Annotated in this window: 9 protein-coding genes and 1 pseudogene; 6 read left to right on the top strand and 4 right to left on the bottom strand. The window is 48.8% G+C overall.

Annotation, left to right across the window (positions count from 1 at the left end):
• From JUB14_RS20960 to JUB14_RS20950, 3 genes and pseudogenes are all read right to left on the bottom strand, one after another.
• Nucleotides 1-1,031, bottom strand: a 1,031-nt coding sequence (locus JUB14_RS20960; protein ID WP_207508778.1) for a SusD/RagB family nutrient-binding outer membrane lipoprotein, incomplete at its 3' end; no start/stop codon positions are given.
• 25 nt (nucleotides 1,032-1,056) lie between these two features.
• Nucleotides 1,057-2,021, bottom strand: a pseudogene (locus tag JUB14_RS20955) (TonB-dependent receptor plug domain-containing protein); the annotation flags it as partial.
• 278 nt (nucleotides 2,022-2,299) lie between these two features.
• Nucleotides 2,300-2,491: a hypothetical protein gene (locus JUB14_RS20950; RefSeq protein ID WP_207508777.1), complete on the bottom strand. Its 192-nt coding sequence runs from the start codon at nucleotides 2,489-2,491 to the stop codon at nucleotides 2,300-2,302.
• A gap of 251 nt (nucleotides 2,492-2,742) precedes the next feature.
• Between JUB14_RS20950 and JUB14_RS20945 the strand changes: the two genes are divergently transcribed.
• A complete protein-coding gene (locus JUB14_RS20945) occupies nucleotides 2,743-3,921 on the top strand; it encodes an alpha/beta hydrolase (RefSeq protein WP_207508776.1) in 1,179 nt (392 codons plus the stop codon).
• Between the two features lie 68 nt (nucleotides 3,922-3,989).
• Here JUB14_RS20945 and JUB14_RS20940 read toward each other — a convergent pair whose 3' ends face one another.
• Nucleotides 3,990-4,529 (bottom strand): RNA polymerase sigma factor, encoded by a 540-nt coding sequence (locus JUB14_RS20940; protein ID WP_207508775.1) that lies wholly within the window; start codon nucleotides 4,527-4,529, stop codon nucleotides 3,990-3,992.
• 503 nt (nucleotides 4,530-5,032) lie between these two features.
• On the opposite strand from JUB14_RS20940, the gene JUB14_RS20935 reads away from it, so the two are divergent.
• From JUB14_RS20935 to JUB14_RS20915, 5 genes are all read left to right on the top strand, one after another.
• Nucleotides 5,033-6,958, top strand: a complete 1,926-nt coding sequence (locus tag JUB14_RS20935; RefSeq protein ID WP_207508774.1) for a PfkB family carbohydrate kinase — start codon at nucleotides 5,033-5,035, stop codon at nucleotides 6,956-6,958.
• A 34-nt stretch (nucleotides 6,959-6,992) separates the two neighbouring features.
• On the top strand, nucleotides 6,993-9,260 hold the full coding sequence (locus JUB14_RS20930; protein ID WP_207508773.1) for a ligand-binding sensor domain-containing protein: 2,268 nt from the start codon (nucleotides 6,993-6,995) through the stop codon (nucleotides 9,258-9,260).
• 24 nt (nucleotides 9,261-9,284) lie between these two features.
• Nucleotides 9,285-10,472, top strand: coding sequence for a sialidase family protein (locus JUB14_RS20925; protein WP_207508772.1), 1,188 nt, complete (start codon nucleotides 9,285-9,287; stop codon nucleotides 10,470-10,472).
• Nucleotides 10,473-10,610: 138 nt separating this feature from the next.
• Nucleotides 10,611-12,839, top strand: coding sequence for a ligand-binding sensor domain-containing protein (locus JUB14_RS20920; RefSeq protein ID WP_207508771.1), 2,229 nt, complete (start codon nucleotides 10,611-10,613; stop codon nucleotides 12,837-12,839).
• A gap of 40 nt (nucleotides 12,840-12,879) precedes the next feature.
• Nucleotides 12,880-14,280 carry a DUF3748 domain-containing protein gene (locus tag JUB14_RS20915; RefSeq protein ID WP_207508770.1) on the top strand — a complete coding sequence of 467 codons (1,401 nt, stop codon included), beginning with the start codon at nucleotides 12,880-12,882 and terminating at the stop codon, nucleotides 14,278-14,280.
• Nucleotides 14,281-14,283 lie beyond the last annotated feature (3 nt).

Raw genomic sequence — 14,283 nt, 5'->3', positions numbered from 1 at the left:
GAGGGAAAAAGATAATAATGCAATTTCTGAATAGAAGGACTACTTCTTAATTTGATGCCAAATCTGTCCAACAGTTGGGGAGCACCATACTTAGTACCCAGGCCCCAGATGTTCAACGATGCTTTAACCCCTGCCTCATAGTGAGCCTGGGCAGCGCCAGCATTCCATCCTTTGAGGGCCGCCTCAGCTAGTATAAAATGCACCTCGGCTGCGGATAGGAGTCGTGCTTTCAGCAAAGGGCCCGTAGCCTGCTGGTATATATCATTCAGAAATGACACATGCGGGTTAAAGGAGGTTTGGCCGGGGGTAGGGTTTAGGTTATAGGATGAGGGCAGGGCGGAGAAACTGGTAGGAAGACCTACGTATTCAGGATCTGTATCTATAACGACATTACCCACTTTGTCCGGTGACAGGTAGCGTTTTTCGTTTTCCACCTTATCGGTACCTGCCGGCAGTTTAGCATCCACTACCAGCGGGACCTCCACTTTTTTGGCCCATACGCCAAGTCGCGGGTCTTTGAGGCTCTGGAGCGTCTCAACCAGGGTAGCAGCCATTTTTATTCTCCTATAGTTGCTGCCACTTGCATCATATACGGTATTGGCTGGCCAGGAGGTTCCATCGCTTGTACCCGGAAAGCCCATGGTCGCATCATCGGCGTTATCAGTAATGATCGGATACATGTTCGGATTGCCTGCTATTTTTTCAATGCCTGCCTTGGCTACTTCCGGTTTCTTGCTGGAAATCCGCATGAAGTAACGAAGTGCTAGGGAGTTAGCCAGTTTGCGCCACTTAGCCGGATTACCGTTATAGATCACATTCACGTTGTCAACTATACCCGTATATTCATTCTTGCCTTTGGATAGCAGGGTATTCGCCTTCTCAAGATCAGCCAGTATGCCGGTATAAATACTTTCCTGGCTATCAAAAGCTGGTGTGATGTTTTCGGCTCCACCCACTTCTCCTTTCAAGGAATTGGCGTAGGGAGCATCGCCCCACAAGTCAGTAATAAGGCCAAACATCATGGATTTCATGACCAGAGCGACACCCTGATGATATTCCAGATTCAGCTTCAGGATCTACCCCTGCGGCTGACCCTTCATCAATCTGGAGAATACCATTGGGATAGGGGTTGCGGTCAGGGGTAAAGGGTAGTACACCCGTAGCGAATCGTGAGTGCATATCCAGGTACTTGTAAGGCCGATCAAATACAGTACTTGAATTAATGGAAACGGTCATTTTCTTCGCCTTTGCTCCGGTTTTGGTAGTGATCAGTACCACACCATTACCGGCTCTTGAACCATACAAGGCCGCCGCACTGGGACCTTTCAGGATGGATACACTTTCAATATCTTCAGGATTCAGACTTGATATGGCATTGCCATAGTCAGCCCGGTTGTCATTCCCAATCTGGCTGATATTGTTCAGGGTGTTGGCAAGGGGTACTCCATCTACAACAAATAGGGGCTGATTATCATTACTGAGCGAAGTAGCCCCCCGGATGATCATACTTACCGAAGAGCCCGTACCTCCGGTTGATCTTATGGTTACGCCCGGTACCTTGCCTGCCATCAAATTCAGGACGTTCTCCTGGGCGACCCGGCTGAGGTCCCTTCCGTCTATTTTGCCTACAGAATACCCCAGTGACCTTTCCTCGCGCTTGATGCCGAGGGCCGTCACGACCACTTCCTGGAGGTTTTCGGCGCTGGGTGAAATGGAGACATCGACGATGCTGCAGCTATTAACGGGTACTTCCTCGACTTATATCCAACAAATGAAAATACCAGTACCGGGTTATTTCCGGAAACTTCAAACGAGTAGGTGCCCGCTGCATTGGTACTGGTACCCTTTTGGCTGCCCTTCAGTACTATATTGACACCCGGCATGCCAGAGCCATCTTCTGCGGATGTTACCTTTCCGGTAACGACTCTGTCTTGTGCCCGGGCAGCAGTCAGACTAATCCCAACTGCCAGAACAAGAATGGAACAAAACCAGCTTAAATTAAAAATAGGAGTGTGTTTCATATAGCCTGTATGTTTGGTATTTGGGTAGTGGGTTGCGAAGTGGTGGCTAATACTTTCTGGTCCGAGACAGCGTCAGGAAGTATTCTCATAGGTTTGCATTTTTGGGATAAATGGCTGAGCAAAAGGTAGTATATGTACTATATGGATTTCCATTATTGAGCTAGGTCATCAATAGGTGCAAGAGTTTATGTACTAGTTCTGAAGCCTGTTTCAGTATATAGGCAAGGGGCGACAGGCACAAAGGGAATCGGCAGGAAATAGATAGGGGGTGAACTAGTCTACTTTTTTGGGGGTACTACCTCGGGCTGATTTTGCTCCAGTAAAGAGTCAAAGTACTTACTAAGTAGGCTGGAATAGTAGGTCTGCAAATCAGAATCGCGCAGCCCGGCTAAAAACTCATCAAGCTCCTGGGCTGATAACTCGTTTTTCAGGAGCTTTTCAATCAGGTATTCGGCTCGTTGATTTGCCATAAGGTGCTCGTTTTGTTTAACAAACTTCAGTTATGATACTTCAATAGTTTACTTATGGACTATTCGTGTTTATGATAATACCTGTTAGCCGGTAGTACCGGTTAATTCTACCCATCCAGTTTCTCTTCCCAAGTTTCCAACCTTCTACCATTCATCCTCCTGCTGAAACCTTTCCTACCATTCTATTTAGGGCTTTTATGAACTACGAATAATTTCGTAGAATAGGTTCTTTCACATTAACTATTCAATCCATGAAACATCTATTAGCCATTATGATCGTATTTACTGCCCTAGTAGCCAGGGCACAATCGGAGATAAAATTTTCTGTAACTCCCAAACCTACGGGGCCATGGGAGGTTGGAGTAAGACTCCTGGAATGGACGGATACTACCCGTGTTGATCCTACGGACTCGACCCATTTCAGAACTCTGCCCGTGTGGATATGGTATCCGGCTCCAAAGGGAACAAAGACCACGCCTCACCCTCCACTACCTGACGACTGGCGGAGCGAGCAGGGCAAGTACCTTGACAAGAAAATTGGCACTACCGCCTCCAGGTTTCTCCAGAACCTCAACGTATGGTCGGTACCGGAGGCCCCGGTTGCATTAGATGAAGGTACCTTTCCAGTTCTGCTGTTTGGCCCCGGTCACACCTGGCTGCCGACCGACTACAGTACTATTATTGAAGATATAGTCAGTCATGGGTATATAGTAGTAGGTTATGTACCTACCGGCTTTCCCGGAGTAACAAAACTAGCCAATGGAAAAATAGTACCCAGTACGCTCTCCGTCCATCAGCAGGATATCACCTTTGAGGATGCTCTGTTTGTCAGAAGGAACCTGAACCGGCTGGCTGCTGGCTGGCTCAAAGGCGTCATGAATATTACCCAAATAGGTATGTTCGGGCATTCGCAGGGTGGGATCGCTTCTACCGTTGTGGCCGGTAAGGACAGTACTTTGCAGGTTTTTGTTAACCTGGATGGTGACCTGATGGGATCGGCCCTCAAGGTGAAAGTACAGCAACCGGCGCTCCTGCTAAGCAATGACGAACGGATAGGTATACAGGCCGCTACAGAGAAAATGGACCGGGAAGGCAGGGAAAGAAGTGAGTACCGGAGGCACGCTGACTGGGTACGGGCTACGGACGATACGAAGGTGTCGCTGCGTGTACGCATTAACGGGATACGCCACCTGAACTTCAATGATCTCGCTCTGGTACCTGCCGGGCAGATGACCGCTGCTGAGCGTAAGGATAAACTGGGTACTGCCGATGGTGCTGAGTCGCTTCAGACTATCTCTACGATTACCAGGCAATTTTTTGACTCCTATTTCCGAAAGAGCAGGTTCTATAACCTGGTTCAGCTGGAAGAAAGGTTTCCGGAAGTACAGGCTATCCACTGGAAAGGCCTCCCTTTTTATGAGCAGCAATAGTAACAAAAAAATATTCCCCTTCGCCCGTAGTACGTGCGAAGGGGGAGTTATTTCAGGTTTAGGAATTGTCAAAGTGTTGCGTAATCTACCTTTTCGCGTAATATCTGTTTGGCCTTTACTAACTGATTTTTAACTGTATTCTTGGATATTTTCAAAGACTCAGCAATCTCCTGGTAGGATTTACCCTCATCAATATTGAGCTGTAGTATAGTCTTCCGTTTTTCGGATAAGGAGTCAACTGCCGTATACAGAGCCGAGATAATAACCTCTTTCTCCTCTTTATCGTCATCCCGTGCGGCTTCCATACTCTCAAGGTACCTCTTCTTCAGCAGGTTATTTTTCTCCATCTTCTTGAGCTCGTCAAAGGCCATATTACGCAGACAGGTAAACAGGTAAGAGCTGAAATTCAGCTCAGGCCGGATAGATCTTCTGCGTGACCATATCTTCAGGAATACCTCCTGCAGCATACTTTCTGCTTCTTCTTCGTCCTTGAGAAGTGAGTAGCAGAACTTCAGCGCTGGTGTTCTGTAAAATGTATACAGGTCGCCAAAGGCGGATTGATCACCATCAATGACTTTACGGAGTAGATGTTCGTTGGGGTAGTCCACAGTGGTAAAGGTTTTTATAGCAAGTATAAGGCGTTTAGGATGCGTGGCAGTTACGGGACTATGAATAGTGTGTTAATTTTTTAATAATTAATTAACATATAATCCTATTCTGTTTCCTCGTGTACGTTTATAGAAATCGTTACAGGATTTCTAAACAACAGCTATCTTAAAGTATATTGGTGATTATCCGGTTGTCAAAAAATGGGAGACTGTTCTCTTCAAAATAGCCTCCTATGAGCCGGTATTGAATTTCTTGAAGTTAAAAGTACACAATGCTTGTTTCATTTCTAGCGCAAAATGCGTAAATAAGTCTTCAATTTGCGCAAGTTGCAGCCTCTTAAAATAAAAGGCTATCGTAGTAGCCTTGATGACCATGAGTAGAGTATATCTCTTGTAGGATTTGGCTGGTAAGCCAGCGAATGAGTTGACTTGAAAACCGGCTGATAAGGCTATGAATAGAGCCTTATTGAATAATTGGAGCTTTAATATCAATAAACTGTAGTATGGATCAGCAACGTATACAAACTATACTTGACAAGATTAAATCAGTACGAGTGGCCGTCTACGGTGATTTTTGTCTGGATGCATATTGGATTATGGATAATCATAGTACTGAGATATCCATTGAGACCGGGTTACCCGTATATAAGGTAGCTAAGCATTACTACTCGCCCGGAGGAGCAGCCAACGTGGTAGCCAATCTGTCGGCTCTGAATCCTGCCGGTATCAAAGTGATCGGGGTAGTAGGGGATGACCTGTACGGTCGTGAACTGACAACCCAGCTTCAGTACCTTGGAGCCGATACCTCTTCATTGATCATCCAGAAAGAAGGTTTCAGTACCTATACCTACCTTAAAAAGTATGTGGATGGTCAGGAGGAACCCCGCATTGACTTTGGAGTAGCCAACACACGATCAGTACAAACGGACGAGCTTATACTACAGGGACTGGGAGCTGCCCTGCGGGAGTATGATGCAGTTATTTTTAATCAGCAGGTAACGGGGAGCATATCTAATGAAAGCTTCATAAAGGCGGCTAATCAGCTATTCGAGAAATACCACGACAAGATTGTCATGCTCGATTCGCGTCACTTCAACGACCGCTTCCACCATACCTACCGGAAAGCCAATGACCGGGAGACGGCCGCTTTATGTGGTGTAGAGGTTGGCGCCGCTGAAGCTGTACCTATTCAGGAGGTGAAGAAGTACGGACAGGAAGTCTACAACCAGGCCAATAAGCCCGTCTTCGTAACTTGCGGTGCCCGGGGCATTATTGCCTTTGATCAGGATGGAGCCCACGAAGTACCGGGCCTGCAGCTGAATGGCAGACTAGACACCGTAGGCGCGGGGGATACCGTCATCAGTGCTGTCACCTTATGCCTGGCAGCGGGTATATCAGCCGAAGAGGCAGCGCAGTTTGCCAACTTTGCGGCGGCTGTCACCGTACAGAAACTCTTTATTACGGGTACGGCCTCCGGGAAAGAAATACTGGCTATCAGTCAGCACCCTGACTATGTATACAAAGCCGATCTGGCGGATAATGTTCGGGATGCGGTGTATCTGCCTGATACTGAATTTGAGTTATGCGATCCGACGGTACTGGACCGGTTTGGCAACATCCGGCATGTTGTATTTGATCACGATGGTACCATCAGTACGTTAAGACAGGGCTGGGAGGAGATCATGGAGCACGTTATGCTCAAGGCTATCCTTGGTAATCAGTATGATACGATTGATCAGAGTACCTATGCCAGTTTACAACTTCAGGTAAAGAAGTTTATCCATACCACCACCGGTATCCAAACCATTTTCCAGATGGAGGGGCTGGTTACTATGGTTCATGATTTGGGGTATGTGCCTGAGGAGGAGGTACTTGATAAATTTGGGTACAAGCAGATATATAATGATGCACTGATCGAAATGGTCAGCAAGCGGCTGGCAAAGCTGGAAGCCGGCGAGTTACAACCGGAAGACTTTATAATGAAAGGAGTAGTATCCTTCATGCAGGAGCTCAGGAGGCGCGGTGTAGTACTGTACCTGGCCAGTGGTACTGATGTGGACGATGTCATCCAGGAGGCGAAGGCGCTGGGATACGCCGACTTTTTTGACGGAGGAATCTACGGGGCACTCCGTGACTATACCAAATTCTCCAAAAGGATGGTCATTGAGAGGATCATCCGGGATAATAGGCTGAAAGGAAATGAGCTGGCTGCCTTTGGGGATGGACCTGATGAAATGCGGGAGGCAAGGCGCTACGGAGGTATTGCCATTGGTATTACCAGTAACGAAATCCGGCGATATGGGCATAATCATGAAAAGCGTCCCCGACTTATCAAAGCTGGCGCTCAACTGCTCATCCCGGATTTTTCACAGCAATCCCGGCTGTTACACCTGCTATTTAAGCAGCAGGTTGACTCCGTTACCGTATAGCTTCACCTTATTGATCCACTCAAAAGCTTCTGGTATGCCTCGCTATGAAATATCCCTTTATGGCTTTTTCTGCTTCCTGGCGCTAGCTGTACTTCCCCATGGCTCCTGGGCGCAAAAAGGGAAGAAAGAGGCTATCGAAGTCACTACCTATAAGGATGTACCTTTCTGGCAGGAGTACCACGAAGCGTACCCGGTTAGTAATAATTCGGAAGACAATCAGGTCAGGAGCATCACTGTAGACAAACAGTCGAATGTATGGATCGCTACACCAACGGGTGTATACATGAAAAAAGCCGATGTTACTTCCTGGACCAGCCCCCTGTCGGAGGCCGATCAGGGACCGGCTTTCTCGATAGCGAATGAGGAGGATGGTACTGTGTGGATGAGTACCTGGAACGGTGTCTATAGATACAAGGAAGGCAGCCTGATAAAAATAGAGGGGGTGAAAGCTCCCATCTCCGTACTATGTTCCAGCCAGGAAGGCATGTATGCCCTCGGGCCTCATGGTATATGGCTATACCGAAATAGCAGCTTTGAAGCTTTGGACTACCCGCTGGCCCGCTCGGTCAGAAATGCTGTTTCCGATGGACGTGGAGGCATTTGGGTAGCTACTGATGTAGGATTGTACCATGCAGGTACAGCCGGGGTGAAGCATTTTCAGAGAAAGGAAGTCCTGCTTAGCGCCTATACGAAAGGTATAGCGCTGGACAAAAACCAGAAGCTGTGGGTAGGGGGACTGGGGGGAGTCACCATCCTTGATAAGGATAAGAAGGAGCGGGTACTAGATCCCAAAGATGGCATACCCTCGCTCTACGTCAACAGTGTTGAGCGATCACCTGACGGCACTATGTGGGTAGGTACCAACGTAGGTGTGGTCAGGTATCATCCCGATGGGAGCCGTTCGCTCCGGTTCAGCCGTCGCTGGCTCCTGGATGATCAGGTCAATGATATGGCTTTTGATGGAGAAGGAAATGCCTGGATCGCTACCAATCGGGGGGTAAGTGCGATCAAAAAGAAGCAGATGACGCTCGTTCAAAAGCAGGAGTACTTTTATGATGTACTAATGAAACGGCACATCCGGGCTCCCTGGATTGCCGGGCAGTGCCACCTGACGGTACCGGGTGATGTGACCTCCTGGCAGCCCGAAGATGATGACAACGACGGCGAGTACACCAGCATGTACCTGGCTACAGAATGTTTCCGATACGCGGTTACCAAAGACCCTGATGCCCGGGAGAAGGCCAGGAAAGCTTTTGAATTTTTACGGAAGCTACAGGAAGTGACCGGTACGGAGGGCTTCTTTGCCCGAACTATAGTGCCGGCCATCTGGGAGGCTACCCGCCTGCACGATGGCAACCGCACCTATACCGATAAGCAGCGGGCGGATGAGCTGGTCAGGGAGCCCCGGTATAAGCCGGTGGAAACCCGCTGGCGAAAGTCAAAAGACGGGCAGTGGCTCTGGAAGGGGGACACCAGCAGCGACGAGATGTGCGGCCACATGATGGGTTACTACTTCTACTACGAGCTGGTGGCGGATGAGGTTGAAAAGCAGGTGGTACGACAGCACGTACGTAAAATAGTGGACTACCTTATAGCCCATGACTTCAACTTCATCGATACTGATGGGTTGCCAACGCGCTGGGCGGTGTGGTCACCCGCGAAGCTGAACCGTGATTCGGAGTGGGCACCAGACCGGAATCAGAATTCAATGGAGCTACTGGCCTTCATGAAATTTGCCTACTCCATCACAGGGGATGAAAAGTACCAGAAGATTTACCGGAAACTGATCGAGGAAGAGGGATACCTTCACAATATGGCCAATATCCCGAATCAGAACCCCGCCTGGTTTATCTACTTTGACGTTATGCTATCGGCCTATTGCTATCCGCTGCTACTAAAAGGAGAGAAAGACCCTAAGCTGCTGGCCTTTTATCAGAAGCATGTGGATGAATGGCTGGAGCGGCGTAAGGGAGATAAGAATCCACTCATCAACTTTCTGTATAGCTACTCAATGGACAAAAAAGTAGAGTTGGCCCCTTCCTTAGAATTCCTGATTGATACCCCGCTGGACCTCGTGGACTGGACCATTGACCATACTAAACGGGAGGATGTAAAAGTTGTACATGCTCCGGTACTGGACGAACTACAGGTAGACCAACTCCCACCAGCAAGTATACGTACCACCGTTCGGTGGGACAAAAATCCCTGGGCGGCTATTAACGGCTATCCTGACAAGGAGCGCGAGCCGGTATTCTGGCTGTTGCCATACTGGATGGGTCGCTACCTGGGCATGATTCAATAATTTGACATTGGCTAAGTTATCTATATGAAAAGATCCATTTTACTACTGTTTAGCTGTCTCATTCTCTCCCTCCACCTGACCGCCCAAACAGCCAGCCCCCATCTCATAAGTCAGACGCTGATCTTCCCCCTGCAGGAGCAGCATGTGCATGGGAGCAGCCTGGTCAGTCTGCCGAATGGAGACTTTCTGACAGTATGGTTTCAGGGGAGCGGAGAGCGGACCGCCGATGATGTCAGGATCATGGGAGCCCGCCTCCGTAAGGGGGAAAAAGCCTGGAGCGCCCCATTCCTTATGGCCGATACGCCGGGTATACCCGATTGTAACCCGGTCCTTTTTCTGAATGGGCAGGGGAAGCTCTTTCTGGTATGGATTGCCGTGCAGGCCAACCGTTGGGAGCACTCCATACTCCGCTTCAGGACCTCAACTGATTTTGCCAAAGTAGGTCCACCCGTATGGAGCTGGCAGGACAACATCCTGCTCAAGCCCGACGACAGCTTTGCCACCGAGACCGAGAAGCGGTTCAAAGAGCTTCCCAGTCAGGGAGCTGGCTGGGCTGAGTATGCTATGAGCTACGATAAGCAGATTATAGAGGCCAGTAAAGACCTCAGAAAACGTAGTATTGGCTGGATGACCCGGATCAAACCCATGCTGTTTCCGGGAGGGCGCATTGTACTTCCGCTCTACTCCGATGGCTACAACATGTCCATGATGGCTATCTCGGAGGACGATGGTACTACCTGGCGCCCCAGCCTTCCGATAGTGGGTAGAGGCCCTATACAGCCGGCTCTGGCCCAACGAAAAGACAGTACGTTAGTCGCTTACATGCGTGACAGCGGCGACTATCCGCCCCGCGTGCAAATCAGTGAGTCAAAGGATCAGGGTGAAACCTGGACAGCCGCTCAGAAATCAGATATACCCAATACTGCGAGCGTAGAGCTACTGGTACTACGGGATGGAAAGTGGGCCTTCCTGGGCAATGATCTGGTAGATGGACGCTATCGTCTGAGCCTGTTTCTATCGGAGGACGAAGGGAAAAACTGGAAGTGGAAAATACCCGTAGAAAACGTAGAGCCCGGTAAGGGAGGATTCTCGTATCCTTCTCTGATCCAGACCCAGGATGGTTTGTTACATATGACCTATTCTTATCATCCGTCTTCAACAGAGAAATCCATCAAGTATGTAGTAATAGATCCTAAGAAAGTAACCATTTAATAAATAATGTATATTTATTGCGTGTGGAGTAGTCGTTTTGTGTAGATTATAAGTACTTATTATACCAACAGTACAAATGCGACTGGATCATACTATAGCCGCTATACGTCATTCCTAACCCTGAATTAACCATTCTTCATGCGATCCATTTTTTACTTTGTTCAATTTATCGCCCTCATGGGGCTTTTCTCCTGTAGCCAAAAGATTACCCCACTCCCTGTACACCAGGACACGCCATTTATACAGGATTACAGCATAAAGTATTTTTATCAAAAGCCTAATGTCGATTTGGTACGAGCTTATACGGATCGGAACGGAACCGTCAAGATATACTCTTCAGCCGGCATACTACAACCCCTAGATGGGCAGTTTCTACATCCGGGTACACTTATTCCGGATAATACCTACCGTACCCTCAAATCCAAAAACATACAGGCTGTCAATCTGTACGACCAGCAGTTTGTGCTTATGTGTGATAAAGCAGTACTAAGCAATGCCTGGGGCGGTAAGCTTTTTAACAAGCATACCATCCCTACCGGCCGACTCTTTGAAGGTGGTAAGAACTTCGAGTTCCTGGTATCGGACGGCAAGACGCTGCATCTGGTGAAGGACTCAAATACGCGGTGGAGTCAGGCATTACCCAATGATGAAGTAGTAGACCTGCGGTTTCAGGATAGTGCTAATCAGTACTGGATATTGGGGACCAAAGGGTTGTACAAGCTAAATCCTGATTCGCCGGGTATTGATAAAGTACTGGATGGATCAAGCTTCACCGCTTTGGATCTGGCTGAGCAGGGGCGTAAAGTGGTCATAGGTACCCATGACGGCTATCTGGAATATGATATTGCCGGACGTAAGCAGACGGGTGAGATCAATCGAAAATTGCCCTGGACGGATATTACTAGTGTCAAAGAGATCAGCGGAAAGCTTTGGTTTGGCACCACAGAGGGAGCTTTTGCCTTACGTCCCGATGGTAAGTTTGACTACTATTACGGCGAACGGTGGTTACCGGGCAATCATGTTACCCATGTGGACCAGGGGCCCGATAATTCAGTGCTGGTACTTACTACCGCCGGATTGTCTGAGTTGCACTTCAAGCCTATGACCCTGCACGACAAGGCGCTCATTTTTGACCGGCAGGTACGGAGCCGACACATCCGAAACGGCTTCAACGCTTCGCTCAGGGGTATGAATAAAGGTAATCCAGCCACCGGATTTCTTGAAGATTCAGATAATGATGGCTTATGGACCTCCATGTACCTGGGAGGAGAGATTTTCAGGTACTCAGTTACCAAAGATCCCGAAGCCCTGCAGAACTGCCGTGAAGCAATGGATGCCATGGAAAGGCTGTATACCATCAACCCGGTACCCGGTTTTCCATCCCGATCTTTTGAACGGCGAGGATACATTGAGCAACTCTCTGACCCGGAGCGCTGGCAGCATGCCGAAGATCCCGAATGGGACTGGAAGGCAACCACTAGTAGTGATGAAGCCATCGGGCATATATTTGCCTTTGGCGCTATGGCCGAGCTGGTTGATGATCCGATGCTGAAAAGTAAAGCCATCAGCCTGATCGATACCCTGATGGGACATATTGTTAAAAATGACTTGTACCTGATTGATTATAACGGAAAACCTACCCAGTGGGGTAAATGGCACCCGGACTACGTCAATGGTTTTCCTACCAACATAGGCGACCGGAAACTAAACTCCTCCAATATCATCGGGATGCTGCAGACGGCCTATCATTTTACCGGCAAGGAGATTTATAAGCAAAAGGCATTTGATCTGATGCAAAATCATGGTTACCTGGAAAACCTGATGCGGCCCATAAGCGAGATAGGCAAAGCTCCTGAAAATGCGGACGACCATAGTAAGAACCTTTCCGAAAGCTGGAACCACTCCGACGATGAAATGTACTACGTTGGGTACTGGGGGCTGTATCGCTACGCCTTCAATGACAGCCTGAAAACTATTTACAAAAAGGCCATCCTGGACCACTGGGAGGCGGAGCGGCCGGAGAAGGAAGGTCTTTGGAATATTTTTACGGCTATAACGGGTGTACAGGATTTTGATCTGGAAGAGGCCATCTGGTACTTACAGGAACATCCACTCGACCTCATTGACTGGTCCGTCAAAAACAGCCACCGGAAGGATATTGAAAAATTAGAGACTAATTTCAGAAGGCAAACCTTAAAAGAAGTACTTCCACCCGATGAGCGCCCCGTCCAGCGGCACAATGCCAACATGTTTAACCTCGACCGGACCGGTAGCAATGGTACCTCTGAGCATAGCGCCGGGGATATATGGTTGTTACCTTACTGGCTGGGGCGGTACCTGGGCGTTATCAGCCCGCCGGTGAAGTAGTTAGACTGAACAGATAGACCATTTTTTATATTCTCAACGGATGAAACAGAAGTGGCCCGTTATCTTCGTGTTTTATTTGCTGCCATTGATCCGTCATTCCATGCTTTTTGCCCAGACCGCTGTTTTACCTCAGGAAATACAGGTTACCCATGATCTGAAGTACCACCATGATCTGGACAACAACGATAACTTTTCACCGGATGACCAATGGCTGGTATACGACACCCGCACCAGCCAGGGAGGCATAGCCGAGTCGGCTACCATCGAAAAAGTACATATTAAAACGGGTGATAAGAAGGTACTGTATCACATCCCCCACAATAAACCCTGGGGACCGGGAGCAGGGGCTGTTAGCTACCATCCAACCCGTAATGCCGTTGTATTCATTCATGGCCTACAGAATGCAACCGAGCAGAATCCCTATCAGCAGTGGCGGCGTACGGGGGCTATGATTGATGAGGAGCATGGGCCTTCTCCCGTGTTTATAGATGCCCGTGATGTGACACCTCCTTTTACACCGGGCGCTCTGCGGGGAGGTACCCATAGGCACGAATGGAGCGGCGATGGCCAGTGGATAGGATTCACCTATAACGATGCCATCATGAAGACTATTGAAGACCAGACCGGCAACAAGGTGAACCTGCGGACGATTGGGGTGTCGAAGAAGCTACGGCCTGTTCAGGTTACCTACGACAAGGCGGGTGAAAATGTACCCGGCATCTGGTATTCAGTACTGGTGGTGCGAGTGGTACCTAATCCAAAACCTGGTTCGGATGAGATCAGCTATGCCGCCGGAGATAGCTGGATTGGTACCAACGGATACGTAAAAGCGGATGGTACTCAACAAATGGCCAGGGCATTTATAGGTACTGTTAAGGATAAAGATAACAACGACATTAACGAGGTTTTTGTCGTAGATATACCCTCACAGATTGACCAGCCTGGTGAGTGGGGACCCCTGGAAGGAACGAGTACTGGTTTCCCAATGCCACCCAAAGGTGCCGTACAGCGACGCTTAACCTATACCGCCGATACGGCTCACCCGGGTACCATCGGTATTGTACGTTCGTCTCCGGATGGTAGTCGGCTGGCCTACCTGGCTAAGGACAGCCGGGGTGTTAAGCAGATATTTCTGATTTCTCCCCTCGCAGGTACCCCTATACAACTTACAGAGCATGAGTCGGATGTAGAGGGAAGTGTACGCTGGCACCCTGTGGGTCAGAGTGTAACCTACGTGTGGGATGGGAGTCTGATGCTTTGTAAAATCGGGGGAGGTCCTTTTACTGAAAGGAGTCGCAGGCTGACACTACCTACTACGCCCGCACCGCTTAATCCGGTTTGGTCGCACGATGGAAGGACGCTTGCTTACAATCGGGATATCAAAGACTCCCAAACCGGAGCCTCCACCCGGCAGATCTTTTACATCCGACCAGACTTTTAATTC

It is taken from the genome of Telluribacter humicola (assembly GCF_017355935.1).
In the GTDB taxonomy this organism is placed as follows: domain Bacteria; phylum Bacteroidota; class Bacteroidia; order Cytophagales; family Spirosomataceae; genus Telluribacter; species Telluribacter humicola.
Note: the sequence above shows the minus strand (reverse complement) of the source record. Positions and strands in the feature narration are given on the sequence as shown.

Coding starts and splice junctions, on each gene's coding strand:
- JUB14_RS20950 (WP_207508777.1), bottom strand. CDS start 2,491: ATGGCAAATCAACGAGCCGAATACCTGATTGAAAAGCTCCTGAAAAAC.
- JUB14_RS20945 (WP_207508776.1), top strand. CDS start 2,743: ATGAAACATCTATTAGCCATTATGATCGTATTTACTGCCCTAGTAGCC.
- JUB14_RS20935 (WP_207508774.1), top strand. CDS start 5,033: ATGGATCAGCAACGTATACAAACTATACTTGACAAGATTAAATCAGTA.
- JUB14_RS20930 (WP_207508773.1), top strand. CDS start 6,993: ATGCCTCGCTATGAAATATCCCTTTATGGCTTTTTCTGCTTCCTGGCG.
- JUB14_RS20925 (WP_207508772.1), top strand. CDS start 9,285: ATGAAAAGATCCATTTTACTACTGTTTAGCTGTCTCATTCTCTCCCTC.
- JUB14_RS20920 (WP_207508771.1), top strand. CDS start 10,611: ATGCGATCCATTTTTTACTTTGTTCAATTTATCGCCCTCATGGGGCTT.
- JUB14_RS20915 (WP_207508770.1), top strand. CDS start 12,880: ATGAAACAGAAGTGGCCCGTTATCTTCGTGTTTTATTTGCTGCCATTG.